We start from the raw sequence: 20,284 nt of genomic DNA, 5'->3' as shown, positions 1-20,284 counted from the left end.
TCAAATGGCAAAAGATATTAAATTCTCAGAAGACGCTCGTTCATTAATGCTACAAGGTGTAGATAAATTAGCAAACGCGGTAAAAATTACTCTAGGGCCAAAAGGTCGTAACGTAGTTTTAGAAAAAAAATTTGGTTCACCACTTATTACAAATGATGGTGTAACGATTGCAAAAGAAATCGAGCTAGAAAATCCATATGAAAACATGGGTGCAAAATTAGTAGCAGAAGTTGCTTCTAAAACGAACGAAATCGCTGGTGACGGTACAACAACTGCAACAGTATTAGCACAAGCTATTATTCGTGAAGGCTTAAAAAACGTAACAGCTGGTGCAAATCCTGTAGGCATTCGTAAAGGGATTGACAAAGCAGTTGTAGCAGCCCTTACAGAATTAAACGCTATTTCTCGTCCAGTAAGCAACAAAGAGGAAATCGCACAGGTTGCGGCTATCTCTGCTGCTGATGATGAAGTAGGACAATTAATTGCAGAAGCAATGGAGCGTGTGGGTAACGACGGTGTTATTACAATTGAAGAATCTAAAGGCTTCACAACTGAGCTTGATGTAGTTGAAGGTATGCAATTCGACCGTGGGTATGCATCACACTACATGGTAACAGATACAGATAAAATGGAAGCGGTATTAGATAATCCATACATTTTAATTACTGATAAAAAAATTACAAACATCCAAGAAGTATTACCATTATTAGAACAAGTGGTGCAACAAGGTCGTCCACTGTTAATCATTGCTGAAGATGTTGAAGGTGAAGCTCTTGCAACACTTGTAGTGAACAAGCTTCGTGGTACATTCAATGCTGTAGCGGTTAAAGCTCCAGGATTTGGTGACCGCCGTAAAGCAATGCTTGAAGATATCGCAATTTTAACAGGTGGTCAAGTAATTACAGAAGAATTAGGCTTAGATCTTAAATCAGCTGATATTACATCACTTGGCCGTGCCGCAAAAGTGGTTGTGACAAAAGATAATACAACAATCGTAGAGGGCGTTGGCGGTGCAGATGCAATCGAAGGCCGTATTGGTCAAATCCGTGCTCAGCTTGCTGAAACAACTTCAGAATTCGATAAAGAAAAATTACAAGAACGCCTTGCAAAATTAGCAGGTGGTGTAGCAGTAATCAAAGTTGGTGCTGCAACAGAAACTGAACTAAAAGAACGTAAACTTCGCATAGAAGATGCTCTAAACTCAACTCGTGCAGCAGTTGAAGAAGGTATTGTATCAGGTGGTGGTACTGCACTTCTTAACGTATATGCAGCAGTTGAAAAAGTTGCAGATGCAGAAGAAGGCGACGTAGCAACAGGTGTAAAAATTGTTCTACGTGCTTTAGAAGAGCCAGTACGTCAAATCGCAAATAATGCAGGTCTTGAAGGCTCAATTATTGTGGATCGCCTAAAACGTGAAGCAATCGGTGTAGGTTTCAACGCTGCGACAGGCGAATGGGTAAACATGATTGAAGCGGGCGTAGTAGACCCAGCGAAAGTAACTCGTTCAGCTTTACAAAACGCAGCATCTGTAGCAGCTCTTTTCTTAACAACAGAAGCAGTAGTAGCAGATATTCCAGAACCAGCATCAGCAATGCCAGATATGTCTGGTATGGGCGGCATGCCAGGAATGATGTAACCTACAGTTCTAGCCAATAAAAGCACTTCTCAAATTTGAGAAGTGCTTTTTGTGCTTTAGTGAATATTTAGACTTGCTGATACAGATAGAAATCGCTGAAAAAAGCTGGCTTTTCACAAAGATATGTAGCTTAGGGGTGGTGGTTTATATGCAATTTCTTTTCATAATGGTTTGACACTAGCTTTAATTCTGTTGTGTGACATATTGAATCAATAATAATTTTCTTTTAATAGATAAAAAGGTTATCCATTAGGTCGTATTTGAAGTTCTGAATAGCCTTTTTAGTCATTTGTATTGAACTTTTATTAGGTTGAGAATCTAGATTCCTGGTAGGTTTAAACCAGGCCATTGTCCATTTTGATATGACATTGGAAGTTGCGGGGGGCGTGGCGGATACGGTAATGGACTACCAGAAGGCATGATGGGATGAAGTGGAATGTTAACATCAACATCGTCGGGTTTTGAATTAGGATTGACCAATGAAACACACCTTTCTTCGTTTTTCTTGTCCAACTATGCCTACTATTATGACCGTCGTAGGCATTAAACTAGGTAAAAGTAATTAATAAAATATACTTCGTTAAAGTAGAAAATGTTATAAAATATATCAAATTTAATTATAATAGAAGAAAATATTATTTGAAGGATGTTTAGATAAATGGCCATTATAAAAATCAAGAAAATTAAGATACAAAATTTACGAAATGTACGACATGGTGAAATTGTTTTAGCGGTGAATTTTGAGACATTTTTTAAAGCTAACGTTGTAGGTTTATACGGACAAAACGGTTCAGGGAAAACAACTATTGTTGATGCATTTGGCTTGTTAAAGGCACTGATCTCCGGCTGGATTACTGAAATAAAATTACCGTCTCAGGAAAAGAGATTAATTATGGCAGGAGAGGATTCGGCAAGTATTGAGTTCGAGTTTCTTGTAGAAAATCCATTTGGCACTTTTTTTCTCAATTATTATGTAGAGTTACAAGAAGATCAAAACAGACTGTATACAACGGTTGAACGTATAGCTTACAGAGAGAATGAGAAAGGTAAGCGTTCAAAGATTCTAATTAATATTACAGAGGAAGACATACAACTACGTAAAGCAAATCTTTCTGATATGAATGAAAAAACACGCATCCAATTACTAGTCATTCATCAACTATCTAAAAAACAATATACGTCCTTTATCTTTCACAAAGATTTAAAGCCATTATTACAAGCCAGATTGTCAGAGCTAGAAATGCAATTACTTCATAATTTAGCAATAGATTTTAATCGAGATCTACATGTTGTTAATAATCAAAATATCGCACCATTATTTGAGGAGCGCAGCATGCCATTTAGTATCCATCTAGAAAAAACTCGTGGTTCTATCCCTTACAATTTGAAAGGACCAGCGTTATTGCCAGAGGATACGTTTAATGTGTTATGTGAAGTAATAGAACAAAGTAATCGTGTATTATCAGCAATTATTCCGGGTCTGACTATTAAGATTAATGTCATTACAAAACAAACGATGGATAATGGAGAAAAAGGTGTCCGTTTTGAATTTTTATCACAGCGAGGGGAGCGCGTATTACCACTACGGACAGAGTCGGAAGGAATTTTGAAAATTATTTCTGTACTCAGTGTGCTCATTGCCGTTTATAATAACCCAAATGCTTGTGTAGTAATTGATGAATTAGATTCTGGTGTTTTTGAATATTTATTAGGCGAGTTGTTAACAGTGATTGATGAGGACGGAAAAGGCCAGCTTATTTTTACGTCTCATAATTTACGCGTGTTAGAGGTGCTTGCTATTAAAAACTTATGGTTTACGACAACGAACGAGGAACGTCGTTATATGCAGCTAAAAGGTATTAAAGAGGTAAATAATGCTCGAGATGTTTATCTACGTGCAATTCAGTTGGGTGGACAGGACGAAGAGGTTTATAAAGAAACGAAGATATTTAAAATTAAGCGTGCCTTTAGAAAAGCAGGTGTCAAGCGTGACTAGAAAGGTTCTTTTAATCATTGTAGAGGGGCAGACGGAGCAAATTGTTTTAGAGGATTATCTAGATGAACATTTTGCAAATTCTACGATTCGTTTCGATGTACAGCGGGAGGATATTTTAACGAAATGGGATGCCAATAAAAGGATACCTAATATTAAAAATAGTGTTACGCGAGTGATTCAGAACTATTTGCAAAAGTATAAGTTTTTAGCGAAGGATTTAACTGCTGTCGTTCATATTACCGATGCAGACGGTTGTTTTATTGACCCCGAATTTGTCAAAGTGAAGGAAGATATTGAGCAAAAACTATACTATACAGAAGATTCAATATTGGTAAAAAATGAGAAGCGTAAGGAACAAATCGAGCAACGAAATGAAATGAAGGCGAATAATGCCAAAATCCTTGTAGCGAATGATCATTTTAGCATTCAGCGATTAAGAATACCGTACCAGCTATTTTATTTTTCGACAAACTTAGAGCATGTACTTTGGAATGAGCGCAATGAAATAGCAACGGAAAAGGTGCAAAAGGCAGATGAATTTATGGACAATTTATCGAGTTCCATAGAAGAGTTTTTAAAAGACTATCTTCCAGTGAATGCAGAGCTTCCGTATAAAGAAAAAATGAAAATGAGCTGGTCATTTTTAATGGAGGGCTGCAATTCTTTACAACGCGGAACGAATGTACCGTTATTATTTGAGATGATTAAATCAGATGTACAATAAAATCCCCTCCGATGTTCAGTGGAGGGCAGTGCATAGTGCTGAAAAACAAAATGGCTAAGGTAAACTTTGTGAATGATGATTTCCGTTCCAGGCTACTCGCTTTGTCGCTGACATAATTTAAAGCTTTATTTTGACGGTAATGTCATTTATCTTAGAGCTAGGTCAATGGCTAGGCTATAGTATACTAGAGGAAATTGGTGTACAGTTTATGCAATTTTTATTCATCATCTTTATGTATTGGGTTTTTCAATTATTATTACACATTCATAATAATAAACCTCTTGAAGTTAAAACATTTAAAACATACCAGAAATTCATGGCATTTATGCTTTGCGGTTTTATCATGCAGGCATTTTCAGTAAATGTTGATACAAGTATGCGAGAAAATGTCCATTTTATAGGTTCTTTACTTCAGGTGTTTGCTTATTTTTTATTTATATTCTATTATCGAGCGTGTCATAAATACTATAAAAAAATTAATGGAAATAAGGTTCATTCGCTGTAACAAGCGATGGATCTTTTTTTGTTTTAGGGAATCTGTGCTTACTTAGTAATGACATCTTTTCCTTTCTTAATTCATAAGCTTTATAGGTGTGATTTTATCAAGCTAGAAGGAGGCACTGCCATTCAAATACATGTTGTACGGGCAGGGGAGTCCATATGGGTTATTTCGCAGGCGTATGGGACAACAGTTCAAAGTATTGTAAATGCCAATCAAATTCCTGAACCGAATCGATTAGTCGTTGGGCAAGCGCTTGTAATACCGATTGTCGGAAATTTTTATTATGTTCAGTCAGGGGATAGTCTATATTCAATCGGCCAACGCTTTGGCATTAATTATTTAACACTTGCTCAAGTCAACAATATCAGTCCGAGTCAGCCTTTATCAATAGGTATGCGACTTTATATTCCACCTCAACCAAAAACAAAAGCTGAAACATTGGCATATTTAGAGCCGAGAGGGACATTCGTTAGTGAGGCATTATTGAGACAAGCGAGAGAAGCAGGGCCATTTTTAACCTATCTTGCTTTATTTAGCTATGAGGCAAGGCGAGATGGAACGCTTAAGAGTCCTCCGAGTCAAGGGGTGACGCAAATTACTAACGATACAGGAGCTTCTCTAGCAATGGTTGTCTCAAATTTGGAGAATTTTAGTTTTAGCGGTGATTTAGCGAGAGATATTTTTCAAAGTACAGCAGTACAGGATTTACTTTTTAATAATATTCTTGAAGAGGCAAAGCGTTTAGGAAGCGTTAAAGATATTCATTTCGATTTTGAGAATTTGCCGGGTGATCAACGAGAAGCGTATAACAATTTTTTAAGGAGAGCGGTGAGTCGATTCCATCCAGAGGGGTATACCGTATCGACAGCACTAGCTCCAAAAACAAGTGCTAGTGAGCGAGGTCCGTGGACGGAGGGGCATGATTATAAAGCACATGGAGAAATAGTGGATTTTGTTATGTTAATGACTTATGAATGGGGATATTCTGCAGGACCGCCTATGGCAGTATCGCCACTTCCAGAGGTAGAAGCGGTTGTTAAATATGCAGTAAGTGAGATACCACGGAACAAAATTATACTTGGACAGAATTTATATGGGTATAACTGGACGCTGCCTATTGTACAGGGAGGCCCGAATGCAGAAGCAATTAGTCCACAAAGAGCAATTGAAATTGCTAAAAAATATAATGCTGCTATTCAGTTTGATTTGAGATCTCAAGCTCCGTTCTTTGAATACTATGATGAGCAAGGTAGAGCACATGTGGTGTGGTTCGAGGATGCAAGATCCATTCAAGCGAAGTTCAATTTAATCAAAAGGTACAATCTTAGAGGAGTAGGCTATTGGAAATTAGGTCTACCGTTCCCGCAAAATTGGCTATTGATCGAATCAAACTTTGATGTAGTAAAGAAATGAGAATCTTAAGGAGTAAATATTTCGTTGCAAAAGGAGCTCATTCCCTTTTCTCATAAATATTAATAATCCGCAAACAGAGTTTCCATTTATGGAAATATATATTATAATTATGGAAAATGATATTTTAGGAGGTATATTTTGGATAAGTTTAAAAAGTTAGGTATCATACTAGCGTCTACTGCATTTTCTGTGGGTGTAATTTCGCCAATGGCACAAGCTTCGGCAGATGTAAAAGAACCACAAGAGAGAATTGCAATTCAAGTTTCTTCAACAGAAACAAAAGTAACAAAAAGTATGCTTATTAAGCAATTGAATACAATATTCCCAGACAAGTTCAATTTTGCAACAGAGAAAGATTTCTCAATGGGGGAAGCGCACTACTTTAGTGATGACAAAACGATACGCTATGAATTGAATTTTAGTAAGACAATCAATGGCAAAGACATTTATGGTGATTTTACTTTTAAAGGCGAAGATTTGGAATTAGAAAACTTCAACTATCAGCCTGTCAATTTAGCGGAAGCATTGTACCCAGTGAAGTATTCAGAGGGTGAAGCAAAGAAAGTTGCTCAAGACTTATTAAAGAAATTGCCGAGCACTGCGAATTACAAGCTTCGTGAAGACAATAGATATATTGACTTTGGTTTTAGTTATAGTAGACCTTTATCCGAACCAATATCATATTCATTCATGTACTCGCCTACACAAAATGGTGTGTCACTTAGGGATGAGTTTATCAATATTACAGTTCTAGCAAATGGTGAAGTTACAAGTATGTATCGTAATACTGAATCAACTAGCAAGGCAACATTCGATAACTTAGATCAGAAAAAGAATGAGTCTGACATCCTTGCACAGGTTCGAGAAAATCTGCCAGTTGAGTTACGTTATATGGTTGACTATAACTACCAAACAGGCGAAGCTATTGCTAAGCTTGCGTATATGCCACCAACAGGCTTCAATGGTGTACATGCAATAAATGGGCAGTGGCAAACAATGAATGGTTTCACTTCTCAAGTACCAAAGGCAAAAGGTGTAGAAAAACTTGTATCGCAACCACTTGCACCTAAAAAAAATGGTATTACATTAGCAGAAGTTGAAGAGTTAGCTAAGTTTATTTTAAAAGTTGATTCAGACAAAGCCAAGTTACAAATTCATTCGGTTAATGAAAGAGAAAACGAAAATGGAGAAACAATTTATGATGTGAATTATATGTATGATCTCGGTAATTATGGCACAGGCAGTTCACTAGAAGTGAACAAGGCAACAGGTGAGATTACAAAATTCTGGGATACAAGTAGAGAATTCATGCAGATAGATGATAAAGTAGAACCAATTTCAAAAGATGCTGCATTAACAAAAGCGATAGACTACTTAAAAGAGTGGGCTCCGTCATATATTCATAACTATTCAAAACCAATAGAAGATGTAGAATATGACACATACAGCAAACAGTATAACTTCTCCTTCCCACGTATTGTTAATGGCATTGCCGTAGTAGGGGATGAAATTTACGTTGGTATCAGTGCAGATGGAAAATTAAGTTCTTTAAATGTTAATAATCGCAAGATTGATAATTGGCCGTCTGTAAACAAAGCTATTCCTGCTGATAAAGCAAAGGCAATGTTCAATGAGGGGCTGAAATTGGAGCTACAGTATGCAAAACAGGATGGCGAGGATAATCACCACTATGATTTAGTATACTCTCCGGTTTATAATGGAAGCTTGTTCAATATTATTGATGCAACAACTGGTGAATGGCTTCTAAAAGTTGATGATTCTAAAGAAAAACCAGCCATTTCACATCCTACAGCTGGAGGAGAATTAACTTATTTATTACGCCAAAACGTGTTAGAGGTTAAAGACCTAGCTAACTTTAATGCTGATACAGCCGTAACAAAGGGAGAAGCTTTGAAAATTTTAGTTAAATCATTATCATACGAATATGATTTCGGTTCGTATGGAAGAGACAAAGATAAGCAATCCTTCGATAATATTGACAAAAAGCATCCATTATACGGAATTGTTGAACAAGCTGTAACAATGGGCATTTTAAAGCCTGCAGATCAATTTGCAGTAGATACTGCATTGACTCGTCAAGAGCTTGCCGAATGGTTAGTTCGTGTACTAAAATTAGAGAGTGCTGCTAAGCATAGTGACATTTACAAATTAAACTTTACTGATGCAAGCTCAATTGACCCAGCGTACTCAGGTTATGTTGCTTTAGCGAGTGCAATGGGACTAATAGATGGACAGCAAAATAAATTCAATGCTACTGAGAAAGTGACGTATGCAGATTTAGCTATATCTACAATTCGTCTAGCAAAGGCTGCCTTTGAACAAAACAGCAGCGGTCGTCATTACTATTAATAATCTATAATTTATACATGAAAGGGCATCGCCTGATTTTAGGGGGATGCCTTTTTTGTGATTATAGTAAAAAGGATTGCTGATTAGCAGCTTATATGTTATTATTATCTCGAATTAGAGATAATTAAATTCGAAGTAAGTGGAAAGAGGGAGTCGTATGAAGGAAAATAATCGTAATTTAAAAGCTTTTACGGTATTGTTCCGGGCGTATCAAACGATTCAGGATGCAACAAAGAGAGATTTACTTCAATACGATTTAAATCAAACCGAATTTTCAGTACTTGAGTTTTTATATCACCATGGTGAGCAACCAATTCAAGTGATTGGAAAGAAAATTTTAATTGCAAGCAGTAGTATTACGTATGTTATTGATAAGCTCGAACAAAAAAGTTTTGTGTATCGACGTGCTTGCCCAAAGGATCGTCGTGTCACATATGTTTTATTAACATATGAAGGACAAACATTGATGGAAGAAATATTTCCAAAACATGAACAAAAAATTAATGAGATTTTCGAAGTATTAGATCAACAGGAGATGGACACAATGATCCTGTCTTTAAAAAAGGTTGGTTTAAACGCAGATAAAAAATAAAAAAATTTTACGTATATATCTCGAAATCGAGATAAATAGGAGGAGCATAAAATGAATCATTTAAAAGGAATTCACCACGTTACTGCTATTACAAGTAGTGCGGAAGAGAATTATAAATTCTTTACTTATGTGTTAGGGATGCGATTAGTGAAAAAAACAGTTAATCAGGATGATATCCAAACTTATCATTTATTCTTTGCAGATGATAAAGGTAGTGCTGGTACTGATATGACATTTTTCGATTTCCCAAACATCCCAAAAGGTGTGCATGGGACGAATGAAATTTCCAAAACTTCATTCCGCGTGCCTACAGATGCGGCATTGGACTATTGGGAAAAACGTTTTGATCGATTAAATGTTAAACATACAGGTATTCAAGAGCAATTTGGCAAGAAAACTTTATCATTCGTTGATTTTGATGATCAGCAATATCAACTTATTTCTGATGAAAACAATACAGGCGTTGCATCAGGCACTCCATGGCAAGATGGACCGATTCCTCTAGAATATGCAATTACAGGCTTAGGTCCGGTTTTTGTAAGAGTTGCTAATTTAAAATATTTCAAAGAGGTGCTAGAAAAAGTGATGCTCTTTACAGAAATTGCAGAGGAAGGAGATTTCCATTTATTTGAGGTTGGTGAAGGCGGAAACGGTGCACAAATCGTTGTAGAGTTTAACGCAGTTTTACCAGTAGCTCGTCAAGGCTTCGGTACAGTGCATCATGCGGCATTCCGCGTAGAGGATCGTGCTGTATTAGATGAATGGACTGAACGATTTGAAAGCTTTGGCTTCCATACTTCAGGTTATGTAAACCGTCACTTCTTTGAATCCCTTTATGCGCGAGTTGCACCTCAAATTTTATTTGAGCTAGCTACTGATGGCCCAGGATTTATGGGGGATGAGCCTTATGAAACATTAGGTGAAAAATTATCGTTGCCACCGTTTTTAGAGCCAAAGCGTGCACAAATTGAAGAGCTTGTTCGCCCTATAGATACTGTAAGAAGTACGATTACGTTCGATAAAGAATAAGAGTAATACTTTTCATTCCATTCAGTAGAGAAACACAAGCCTCGCTGAATGGAAATTACATATTTTAAAAGAAAATGATTGGAGGTCAATTGGATGGAATTTGTAAAGGTAATAGATAAACGTCGTTCTGCAAATAATTTTATAGAGGGCATTAAGATGAGCGAAGAAGATATACGTCCCATTTTGGAGGATGTCAAACTTGCTCCATCTGCCTTTAATTTACAGCATGCTAATTACATCGTTGTCTTAGATGAAGAAAAAAAAGAAAAAGTAAGAGAAGCGGCATACGGGCAATATAAAGTGCACTCAGCCTCAGCGGTTATACTGGTTTTAGGAGATAAAGAAGCCTATAAAAATACTGCTAACCTTAGTCAAGGGATGGTAGACTTAGGCATTATTAATGCTTGTGAGTTAGAAAATCTTGTCGAAGAAAATACAAAATTTTATGAAGAACGCGGCGAGGAGTTTAAGAAAGCGGAAGCCATTCGTAACGCTTCACTTTCAGCTATGTTATTTATGTTGGCAGCCAAAAATCGTGGATGGGATACATGTCCAATGATTGGCTTTGATCAGCAACAAATGAGAGCCCTTTTTAATGTCCCGGAAACACAAGAAATTGTGCTAATGATTACAATTGGTAAGGAAAAAGAAAGTAGTCGCCGCTTGCGTGGTTATCGTAAACCAGTTGAGGAATTTGCAACCTATTATTAGGTCGGTATAAAATGAAAGTGCTTTACAAAAATAAATTTAATGCACATTTAGGAGGAAATATTGTGAAAGTAGTAGCAATCGTAGGTAGTATCCGTAAAGAATCTTATAATCTGCAGTTAGCGAAATTTATTCAAAAGCGTTATGCGGAGAAATTGGATCTTGAAGTATTAAGCTTAAATGACTTACCAATGTATAACCAAGATATCGAAAATGAAGCACCGCAAACAGTATTAAATTTTAAAGCAAAAGTAAAAGAGGCGGATGCAGTTCTTTGGCTGACTCCAGAATATAATGGTACAGTGCCAGGTGTTATGGTTAACGCCATCGATTGGTTATCTCGCGTTGATAAAGTAATGATTGGCAAGCCATCATTCATGATGGGCGCATCTATGGGTAACTTAGGGACTGTTAAAGCACAATTACACTTAAGAGATATTTTATTCTCACCTGGAGTAAATTCACCTTTACTTAGTGGCAATGATGTTTATATTGGTGCAGTACACACTAAATTTGATGCTGAAGGCAATTTAACAGATGAGGGTACTATCAAATTCCTAGATGTAGTTATTGATAACTTCTTAAACTGGATGAAAAAATACGTTTAAAAATAAAAAACTGGGATCAGCACCAAAACGTGTGGTTGATTTCGTTCCGACTGGGTGCTTTGCCGCTGCCGCTTCGCTTTCGCGCAGTTAAAACATTTGCCGCTGCCGCTTCGCTTTCGCGCAGTTAAAACATGCCTTCGTTCCACTATTGCAGATCCCCGAGGAGTCGCCCAGTCTCCACTACAATCAACTATTTGCATAGTATACGTTTTAACAAAAGTCATCCACAACTTTTGGTGATGAACCAAAAACTGTCCAATTAAGTACGCTATATACTTTTGGACAGTTTTTTTATCTCTTTATTTAATTGGGATTATTTTTAAAACTTTTTGAAGACGGTATGCAAAAATACCCGCGAATATAGCTAAAATAATATCCTTTGGCAAAGGGGGCATCATCCAAAGCCATGCTATTTTATAATTGAAAGCATCAGGCGCACTAGCCCATAGCTTATAGGCAAAATACATCCAATTTGTCCCTAGTAAATAATTAATTGCAGTTGCAACTAATGCAGCAACTACATAGCTTTTCTTCGTTCCACTGCGCTCTACAATAAGCCCTGCGACAAATGCAGCTAATATAAAAGTGACAATGAAACCAAATGTAGGACTTAAAATTTGTCCAAAGCCTCCGCTGAATCGTGCAAATACAGGTGCGCCTGCTAAACCGATGCACATATAAACAGTACAAGCGAGAGCCCCTTTTCTACTACCGAGAATAAGTCCCGCTAAAATAGCAAAAAATGTTTGCAATGTGATCGGTACTCCGCCAACAACCATGAAAGGTACAATGGACGTAATATTAGCTCCTATCATCATTAATGTTGAAAATAGTCCAATGTATGCAATATCTACTGTTCTTAATTTTTGATGTGTATGTTCCGCAACGGTTGTCATTATTTCACCCCTAAAAAGTAAAGTTGATAATAATAGTGTAAAAAAATAAAGTTTTTGTGTCAACTTGATTATTTCTTTTAGTTAACGTAAAGGTGTTTCGTGACTTGATAAATGATTGATAGTATAGACTAACTATTGAAATATATGATAGAATTGTCATAATTTTAAATCATTCGATACTAATGGTGTGACATCTTGTACAATGTGTCACTTAAAAGGGAAATCGGTGCAAATCCGACGCTGTCCCGCAACTGTAACGAGGAGTTCTATGATGATTTAGCCACTGTTTTAGAATGGGAAGGCAATCATAGGTACATTGATTCGAAGCCAGGAGACCTGCCATTTAGTTATTCCTGTAATGCCCACGAGGATGAAAGCGATTACGGACAATAGTAGGAGTAAATCTAACTTTGTTTAATCTCTTTTAGAGGTGTCCAAACACACGCTGAAAGACGCAATTATGCCAGGCATAATTGATTCTAGGGTATTTCCATGCGCATTTGCATGGAATACCCTTTTTTCTTTCATTTATCTTCGTACTGTAAATGTTAGCAAAGTATCAGCTACAGTTACGTCTAGATGAAATTAATGTTTAGTGATTAGGAGTTAATAAACAGATGAATAGAAAATTTATGTTACTTTCAATGACCCTTCTTCTAGTACTTATAATTTCAATGACTATTGCAATTATGGTTGGATCGGTTTCCGTTACACCACTTTATGTATGGAAGGTTATCCTTTCTAAAATTCCTATTATACAAAGCTCAATCGAACAAGATTGGAGTCGTTCACAGGAAATTATCATTTGGCAAATAAGGGCTCCTCGTGTATTACTCGCTGCTATCGTCGGAGCAGGCTTGGCAATTGCAGGAGCAGCTATTCAGGCACTCGTTCGTAATTCAATTGCAGAACCATATATTTTAGGGATTTCTTCTGGAGCGACGGTTGGTGCCACAGCTGTCATCATTTTAGGTGCCTTTTCATTTCTGGGCGTTTATGCTCTTTCCGTATCAGCTTTTTTAGGCTCTCTCACAGCAATGGGGTTAGTTTTTTTCTTATCACATATTGGCGGTAGAGTGTCCGTCTTTCGACTTTTACTTTCAGGGATGGCGGTGTCATTTATTTTATCTGCTATTTCAAATTTTATCTTAATGCTGTCGAAGCAAGAGGGGGGAATGAAGGCAGTCATGTTTTGGATGCTAGGAAGCCTAGCAGGTGCGAAATGGAGTATTCTTGTAATTCCGGCAGTCATTTTTTTTGTAGTATTTGCCTTGTTATGGCTCAACTATCGCAGCTTAAATTTATTACTTCTTGGAGAAGAAGCAGCAGTTACATTAGGGGTTAACTTACAACAATTTCGAATACAGCTTATTTTATTAGTATCATTATTAACGGGTGTGCTAGTTGCTGTAAGTGGCTCAATTGGATTTGTTGGTTTAATCATTCCACATATTGTACGGCTAATTGTAGGTTCAAATCATAAGTATGTCATACCGATTAGCGCATTATTAGGGGGGATCTTTTTAGTTTGGGCAGATGCACTTGCTCGAATATTAATTGCCCCTGAGGAAATGCCGATAGGAATTATCACGGCTTTTTGTGGAGGTCCATTTTTCATTTGGCTGCTACGTCGTAACAATTATTCTTTCGGTGAAGGAGATTAAAAATATATGACATTAGAAGCGAAACAAATATCATTCTCCATTTCTAATGAACGCATATTACATGAAGTAAATGTTCAAATAAAGGACAAGCAATTTGTTGGGTTGATCGGTCCTAATGGTAGTGGGAAGTCAACGCTATTAAAGAATATGTATCGTTTATTAAAACCAGAAAGTGGAACAGTGTTATTAAATGAACAAGATATTCTAAAGCAATCGAGTAAAAACATAGCTAAAAATCTAGCAGTTGTGAGTCAAGAAACACCGGTCTTATTCGATTTTACAGTGCATGATTTAGTGAGTATGGGGAGAACACCTCATAAAAAACTATTGGAGCTTGATCAAGAGCAAGATTTTCAAATCGTAAAGGATGCACTGAAGCAAACGGGTATCGCTCATTTAGAGAAACGTAGCTATAATTCTCTTTCGGGTGGCGAAAAAAAGCGTGTGATGGTTGCCCGTGCTCTTGCTCAGCAAGCACAAGTGCTTATTTTAGATGAGCCAACAAATCATCTAGATATTCAGCATCAATTGCAGCTTATGGATCTAATCCAAACCTTACAATTAACAGTTGTTGCTGCAATCCACGATTTAAACATTGCGGCTATGTATTGCGATCAAATTTATGTTTTACAGCAAGGTCGAATAGTTTGTTTTGGCACGCCAGAAGAAGTACTTACACCGGCATTATTAAAAGATGTATTTGGGGTTTATGCCGATATTCAAACACATCCACTTACAGGTAAGCCATATTTAACGTATATCCCAGAGCAATTCACGAAGGAAGTTAAATGATTGATACATATTGTTATGGAGAGATTTGAAAGTAAAAATGTATATAGAAAAGTGAAAAATTTGTTGTTGCTGTCGCTACGCTTTCGCACAGATAAAACATATGCTGACGCTTCGCTCTCGCTTAGATAAACAATGCTGGGGTTTCTTTTTATCTCTATAAATTGTGGTTGATCTTCGTTACGACTGGGCGACTCCTTGGGGATCAGCAATAGAGTCACGAAGGTTAAAACCATCACACCCTGTGGCAACGCCTCCGTGACTCGCTGCCGCTTCGTTAGCACTACGCTTTTGCGCAAAAAACATCTGTTGGGCCAAAACCCTGGAGCGAGCAAGTAGGGGAACGAAGGCTAAGAGCATCACGTCCTGTGATAACGCCTTCGTGACCAACATCCTGTTGCCCCAAGCGGCTGCTCATCGGACGCCCCCAGGAAGCTCTGCTCTGCGCGAAAGAGAAGCGTCAGCTACAATGTTTGAACTGTGCGAAAGAGAAGCGTCAGCTACAAAGCGCCCAGTCGGAACGGAAATCAACCCCTCGCTTTGCCAATGGGCTATAAGCTTAATGACTCATTTACCTTACTGAGAATTGAAGTTAAATTAAGATACTGCTTTTAAACCTGCTACACCAATGATAATGGCGATGATACTAATAATTCGAGTCAGGTTTTTAGATTCACCGAAGAATATAATATTCACGAGAACAGCCCCAACTGTACCAATACCAATCCACACTACATAGGCAATGCTTAACTGTAGATAGTTAAAGGATGTATATAAAAGCACAAAGGACATACCAAAGCCGCCTACATATATTAATAAATTACGTATAGTTTTGTTCTGACTATAAAAGCGTAAACCTACAACACCGATAATTTCTGAAATTGCGGCTAATAAAACAAGTAACCAGCCCATTATGCATTAGCTCCTTTCTTTTCTTCATACTCTTTTGAAGGATTATCAGCTAAATTAAGACCAATAACACCTAATACTAAAATAAACATGAAAATTCCTTTAATCGTATTAAACTCACCGTCGAAAATAAAAATGTCCATTAATGTAGTACCAATCGCACCGACCCCTGCAAAAGTCGCATAAACTGTGCCAGTAGGTAGGTTTTCACAAGCCTTCGACAAGAAATGAAAATCCAACGCAATTAAGGACACAATAATAATCCAATGCCACCAAGCACTGGCAACATTAAAACCAAATATCCAAAACAACTCAAACAAACTAGTTAATCCAACATAAATCCAATCTTTTTGCATAGTTATTCCTTTCATTTATCCAAGATTATGACTGACAATCAGTCATTTTAGTGTAAAAGAGAACGTCACTTAGGCGTGACGTAAATCGAGTGCATGATGTAAAAAGTTGAGGAGCTCAAGCTTTTGAAGTCTAATTGTTTCTTCTTCAATGTCATCGTACAAATAAATTTGTTCAGCAGCAGATTCTACTAGACCGATGATAAGTTTAGAAGAACGTGTAGTGTTTAAAGATTCGCGTATTGTTCCTTCTTGTTGAGCTTCGTATAAGAAATTATTCATCCATTCGTAATAGGGAGCATATATATTTTCCCATTCTTTCATATGCTCGGTTTGTGTAATACCGGCATAGATAAGTGCAAATACATCTCGATATTCCTCTGTTAGTGAAAAAACAATATCTACTAACTTTTCAAGCCGCTTTGCAAAAGGTGCCTGTGTTGAAATACCATCGTTTATAGCAGCAATAATTTTCTCAACCATAACTTTTGCAATGGCTGGCATAACTGAAAGCCGTGATGGGAAATAAAGATAAAATGTCCCTTGCGCAATACCCGCCGCTTTTACGATATCTGAAACCTTAGTCTTTTCAATTCCTTTTTCACGAAAAACTTCAATTGCAGCTTGAATAATTTTCTCTTCTTTTGACATGGAATCCCTCGCTTTTAGCCTGCTTATTTATTATGTTACAAAATAGCTTAAACAAAGTCAATAAAAAAATGACTGACAATCAGTCATTTTTTCTGTGTATATATGTTTCTTATTTAGGGAACTTTATTCGTGAAAGGATTTGATGAAAAAATGGAAGAGATAAAGATTGCGCAACTAGATCAGCAACAGCTTAAAAGAATTAATGAGTTAGAAAAGAACATTGGAGTGACCTTAGTAGCATATGATTCTTCAACGATGCCATCACAGGGCTCGGGTGCCTTTGAGTCAAATAATAGCACTAACAGCAATCATCCATCATAATTACGAATAAAATGCCTTGCAGCAATGTAGGGTTTTTTTATTTCACTTAAAGAGTGTATAGGGGGTTACAATGATGCAGGATTTCTATGCAGATTTACATATTCATATTGGACGCACTTCAAGTGGACGTGCTGTTAAAATAACTGGCAGTAAAACGTTAACACTAGCGAGAATTTTAGAGATTTCAAGCACAAAAAAGGGACTAGAAATTATCGGGATTATTGATTGTCATTCACCAGAAGTAATGGATGAAATGGAAAAGATGATAGAACAGGGCGAACTGAAGGAGCTGGAACAGGGAGGACTTCGTTTTCAAGAAACTACACTTATTCCAGGTTCTGAAATTGAGATTTATGATCAGCATTGCCTTGGACCCATCCATGTGCTTACTTATTTTCCAACACTTTCGCTTATGAGGGAATTTTCAAACTGGATGTCTAATCATATGAAAAATATTCATTTAAGCTCTCAGCGAATTTATTGTGATGGGCGAACATTGCAGCAAAAGGTGCGTGAATTAGGAGGTCTTTTTATTCCCGCTCATGTCTTTACTCCATTTAAAAGTTTGTTCGGTAAAGGTGTACATCGTAGTTTAACAGAAGTTTTTGACCCTCAGCTTATAGATGCGATAGAGCTTGGGTTAAGCTCTAATACTGATATGGTGAGTAACATTAGTGAGCTGCAAGCATATACATTTGTCAGCAATTCTGATGCACATTCACTTGGGAAAATTGCACGTGAGTATCAAAAATTGAGACTTTCTAATGCGAACTTTACAGAATTAAAGATGGCGCTTCATGAGCAACAAGGTCGAGCAGTAACAGCCAACTATGGCTTAAATCCTTTGCTTGGTAAATATCATCAAACCGTCTGTGCAAAATGTGGTGAGCAACTCAGCAACTCGGCAACAATTTGTACAAACTGTGAAAGCACGCAAATTATAAAAGGGGTTGCAACACGCATAAAGGAGCTTTCGGAACAAGTAACTGATAAACGTGCACGACCACCATATATTCACCAAGTACCACTAGACTTTATTCCAGGATTAGGGCCGAAAATGATGGAACGATTAGTACAAGCATTTGGTACAGAGATGAACATCTTGCATCGAGTTACGCTAGAACAACTTGAACAAATCGTGCCACATAAAATTGCCAAGATGATTGATTTAGCAAGAATGGGGCAATTGGCAATCGAAGTGGGTGGTGGCGGCATTTATGGGAAGGTTCAGCTGGAATAAAAAAGGTTCATCACCATTGGCACAGTTCACTGTTCCCAAGGAGTCGCCCAGCCGGAACGAAGACATGGCGTACATTTTAACAAATATCATCACAACTTTTGGTGATGAACACTAAAAAAACAATTATCCTTTTTTAGCCCATTTCCATCTCCTGTATATTAAAATAGTAATTAGTAAAAATTGGAGGGGTGAGAGTGTGCAATTATCAAAGAAATTTCGTTTTTTAGCGGCTAGCATTCTGGCATGTCAATTAGTAGTACCAATAGGTGTAAATGCTGAGGAACAAAGAGACTACATAGCGCCAAGTTGGGTAGTTCAAGCAGATTATGTAGCACTGGGTGATTCCTTAGCACATGGTATGAATGAGGTTGGTATGATCGGGTTAGGTTACACGGATTTTGTTGCACAAGCTTTACAACAAGATGGGTTAATTACTTCTTATAATAAGGGTTTTGCCAATTCAGGCTATACAACGAATGATGTATTAAAGGATATACAAGATAATGTGGAAAAGTCAGTGGTAGGATTCGGTTATCCAAGCGAGAAGGTAAAGATTCGCACATCTATTAAAGAGGCTGAAATTATTACACTAACCGTAGGTGCCAATGATTTAATACCTATTTTAGAAGAATCGCAGACAACAGGCATTAATGCAGCAATGATGCTAAAAGCTTCCCAGGGAGCAATAAAAAATATAGCTGCTATTTTAGAAGAAATTAAGAAGCTTAATCCTAATGCTCAAATTTATGTGATGGGCTATTATAATTCTTTTCCGTACTATAGTGAGGATGTACAGCAACAATTTAAAATGCTATTAAAAGTTATGAATGCAACGATAAAAACAACTGCTGAAAAAGCAGGTGCCATTTTTGTACCGACATACAATATTGTAGCAAAAGATGTTCCAAGCTATTTACCAAACCCTGATAATATTCATTTAAGTGAAGCAGGATATTTAGCAGTAGCGAACGAGGCATTTTTACCAGCAATTAAAACAAGTACGTTATGGGATGTATCAAAAACGATCCAAGCAAACATGATGGATAGTACAACGGTAAAAATAAGCTGGCAGGAAGCAAAGGATAATGTAGGTGTCACTAGTTACAAAGTATATGTAAACGGTAAGCAAACATTTACACAAGATGCTGCAATACCCACTAAAACTTTGGATAATTTAATAGCGAATACAGCGTATACGATAGCCGTTAAAGCAGTTGATGCGGCTGGGAATGAAAGTGTTCAAAGTCCAACAGTTACTTTTACTACAGGAAGAACTTTAAGCTTTACTGATATAGAAAATCATTGGGCAAAGGAGTTTATATTGAAGGCAGCTGAAGCGGGTATTATGAACGGTTATCCAGATGGTACGTTTAGACCTGAGCAAAATGTTACTCGTGCACAGGCCGCTACGATGCTTGTTAGAAGTCTCGGTTTAACGACAAAGGAACAGGCACCATTTACAGATATCGCAAGCTATGATGCCGGGATGCAATCAGAAATTGCAGCAGCTTATGCATATGGGCTAATTAAGGGGATTGATGGGAAGTTTAACCCAGGAATGCCGGTTACTCGCGCTCAATTAGCGGTAATGATTGGACGTGCTTACGAACATCAACAAAAGCAACCTTATGCTGTGAAAGGAAAAGCACCATTCTCTGACATTGCCTCTTATGATGAAGAAACAAAACATGCAATAACAATGTTGTATGAACAAGGCATTATTATAGGTAGTGAAGGAAAATATTCACCAGGGGCTTTGACAAAGCGTAGCCATGCAGCAAAAATATTTGTGAATTTTAATAGTTTATTAAAGAAGTGAAACAATCAAGGTAGAGGCTCTGGATAGAAACCTCTACCTATAGATGTTTACATATGTTATTTTT

At 37.2% G+C, this 20,284-nt stretch carries 19 protein-coding genes and 1 riboswitch; of the genes, 15 read left to right on the top strand and 4 right to left on the bottom strand.

Annotated features, from left to right (window positions below; translation table 11 throughout):
* Window positions 1–4: 4 nt before the first annotated feature.
* The 10 genes from groL to AC3WSO_RS21845 all read left to right on the top strand — a co-directional run bounded on the left by groL (window position 5) and on the right by AC3WSO_RS21845 (window position 11,578).
* Window positions 5–1,636 (top strand): chaperonin GroEL, encoded by a 1,632-nt coding sequence (groL, locus tag AC3WSO_RS21890; protein ID WP_386830440.1) that lies wholly within the window; start codon window positions 5–7, stop codon window positions 1,634–1,636.
* 658 nt (window positions 1,637–2,294) lie between these two features.
* The gene (locus tag AC3WSO_RS21885; RefSeq protein ID WP_492533640.1) at window positions 2,295–3,632 is read left to right on the top strand and encodes an AAA family ATPase; all 1,338 of its coding nucleotides are present in this window, start codon (window positions 2,295–2,297) and stop codon (window positions 3,630–3,632) included.
* Window positions 3,625–4,356 (top strand): hypothetical protein, encoded by a 732-nt coding sequence (locus AC3WSO_RS21880; RefSeq protein ID WP_492533638.1) that lies wholly within the window; start codon window positions 3,625–3,627, stop codon window positions 4,354–4,356. The genes AC3WSO_RS21885 and AC3WSO_RS21880 overlap by 8 nt, the downstream gene beginning before the upstream one ends.
* Window positions 4,357–4,486: 130 nt before the next feature.
* Window positions 4,487–4,861: a hypothetical protein gene (locus tag AC3WSO_RS21875; RefSeq protein WP_492533636.1), complete on the top strand. Its 375-nt coding sequence runs from the start codon at window positions 4,487–4,489 to the stop codon at window positions 4,859–4,861.
* A gap of 120 nt (window positions 4,862–4,981) precedes the next feature.
* Entirely contained in the window at window positions 4,982–6,271 is a 1,290-nt protein-coding gene (locus AC3WSO_RS21870) for a LysM peptidoglycan-binding domain-containing protein (RefSeq protein WP_492534452.1), read from the top strand.
* 138 nt (window positions 6,272–6,409) lie between these two features.
* Window positions 6,410–8,641 carry an S-layer homology domain-containing protein gene (locus AC3WSO_RS21865; protein WP_492533635.1) on the top strand — a complete coding sequence of 744 codons (2,232 nt, stop codon included), beginning with the start codon at window positions 6,410–6,412 and terminating at the stop codon, window positions 8,639–8,641.
* 157 nt (window positions 8,642–8,798) lie between these two features.
* Window positions 8,799–9,233: a MarR family winged helix-turn-helix transcriptional regulator gene (locus AC3WSO_RS21860; RefSeq protein WP_492533633.1), complete on the top strand. Its 435-nt coding sequence runs from the start codon at window positions 8,799–8,801 to the stop codon at window positions 9,231–9,233.
* 51 nt (window positions 9,234–9,284) lie between these two features.
* Complete coding sequence (locus tag AC3WSO_RS21855) at window positions 9,285–10,262, top strand: ring-cleaving dioxygenase (protein ID WP_492533631.1); 978 nt, start codon at window positions 9,285–9,287, stop codon at window positions 10,260–10,262.
* Window positions 10,263–10,355: 93 nt separating this feature from the next.
* On the top strand, window positions 10,356–10,973 hold the full coding sequence (locus AC3WSO_RS21850) for a nitroreductase family protein (RefSeq protein ID WP_492533629.1): 618 nt from the start codon (window positions 10,356–10,358) through the stop codon (window positions 10,971–10,973).
* A gap of 62 nt (window positions 10,974–11,035) precedes the next feature.
* The gene (locus AC3WSO_RS21845) at window positions 11,036–11,578 is read left to right on the top strand and encodes an NADPH-dependent FMN reductase (RefSeq protein ID WP_492533627.1); all 543 of its coding nucleotides are present in this window, start codon (window positions 11,036–11,038) and stop codon (window positions 11,576–11,578) included.
* 299 nt (window positions 11,579–11,877) lie between these two features.
* On the opposite strand, the gene AC3WSO_RS21840 is transcribed toward AC3WSO_RS21845, so the two are convergent.
* A complete protein-coding gene (locus tag AC3WSO_RS21840) occupies window positions 11,878–12,474 on the bottom strand; it encodes a biotin transporter BioY (protein ID WP_492533626.1) in 597 nt (198 codons plus the stop codon).
* 166 nt (window positions 12,475–12,640) lie between these two features.
* Window positions 12,641–12,832: riboswitch (cobalamin riboswitch) on the top strand.
* Between the two features lie 259 nt (window positions 12,833–13,091).
* On the opposite strand from AC3WSO_RS21840, the gene AC3WSO_RS21835 reads away from it, so the two are divergent.
* Both AC3WSO_RS21835 and AC3WSO_RS21830 read left to right on the top strand, forming a co-directional pair.
* A complete protein-coding gene (locus AC3WSO_RS21835) occupies window positions 13,092–14,138 on the top strand; it encodes a FecCD family ABC transporter permease (protein WP_492533625.1) in 1,047 nt (348 codons plus the stop codon).
* Window positions 14,139–14,144: 6 nt separating this feature from the next.
* Window positions 14,145–14,930: a heme ABC transporter ATP-binding protein gene (locus AC3WSO_RS21830; RefSeq protein WP_492533623.1), complete on the top strand. Its 786-nt coding sequence runs from the start codon at window positions 14,145–14,147 to the stop codon at window positions 14,928–14,930.
* Window positions 14,931–15,524: 594 nt separating this feature from the next.
* On the opposite strand, the gene AC3WSO_RS21825 is transcribed toward AC3WSO_RS21830, so the two are convergent.
* The 3 genes from AC3WSO_RS21825 to AC3WSO_RS21815 all read right to left on the bottom strand — a co-directional run bounded on the left by AC3WSO_RS21825 (window position 15,525) and on the right by AC3WSO_RS21815 (window position 16,840).
* Window positions 15,525–15,839 carry a DMT family transporter gene (locus AC3WSO_RS21825; RefSeq protein ID WP_079563631.1) on the bottom strand — a complete coding sequence of 105 codons (315 nt, stop codon included), beginning with the start codon at window positions 15,837–15,839 and terminating at the stop codon, window positions 15,525–15,527.
* Window positions 15,839–16,192, bottom strand: a complete 354-nt coding sequence (locus AC3WSO_RS21820; RefSeq protein WP_492533621.1) for a DMT family transporter — start codon at window positions 16,190–16,192, stop codon at window positions 15,839–15,841. Before AC3WSO_RS21820 ends, AC3WSO_RS21825 begins: the two co-directional genes overlap by 1 nt.
* A 69-nt stretch (window positions 16,193–16,261) precedes the next feature.
* The gene (locus AC3WSO_RS21815; protein WP_492533620.1) at window positions 16,262–16,840 is read right to left on the bottom strand and encodes a TetR/AcrR family transcriptional regulator; all 579 of its coding nucleotides are present in this window, start codon (window positions 16,838–16,840) and stop codon (window positions 16,262–16,264) included.
* 150 nt (window positions 16,841–16,990) lie between these two features.
* On the opposite strand from AC3WSO_RS21815, the gene AC3WSO_RS21810 reads away from it, so the two are divergent.
* The 3 genes from AC3WSO_RS21810 (at window position 16,991) to AC3WSO_RS21800 (ending at window position 20,220) form a co-directional block, all read left to right on the top strand.
* Window positions 16,991–17,161: a hypothetical protein gene (locus AC3WSO_RS21810; protein ID WP_492533618.1), complete on the top strand. Its 171-nt coding sequence runs from the start codon at window positions 16,991–16,993 to the stop codon at window positions 17,159–17,161.
* A gap of 73 nt (window positions 17,162–17,234) precedes the next feature.
* A complete protein-coding gene (locus AC3WSO_RS21805) occupies window positions 17,235–18,401 on the top strand; it encodes an endonuclease Q family protein (protein ID WP_492533617.1) in 1,167 nt (388 codons plus the stop codon).
* A gap of 196 nt (window positions 18,402–18,597) precedes the next feature.
* Window positions 18,598–20,220: an S-layer homology domain-containing protein gene (locus AC3WSO_RS21800; RefSeq protein WP_492533615.1), complete on the top strand. Its 1,623-nt coding sequence runs from the start codon at window positions 18,598–18,600 to the stop codon at window positions 20,218–20,220.
* Window positions 20,221–20,284 lie beyond the last annotated feature (64 nt).

It is taken from the genome of Lysinibacillus sp. EB106-09-02-XG168 (assembly GCF_058791475.1).
Note: the sequence above shows the minus strand (reverse complement) of the source record. Positions and strands in the feature narration are given on the sequence as shown.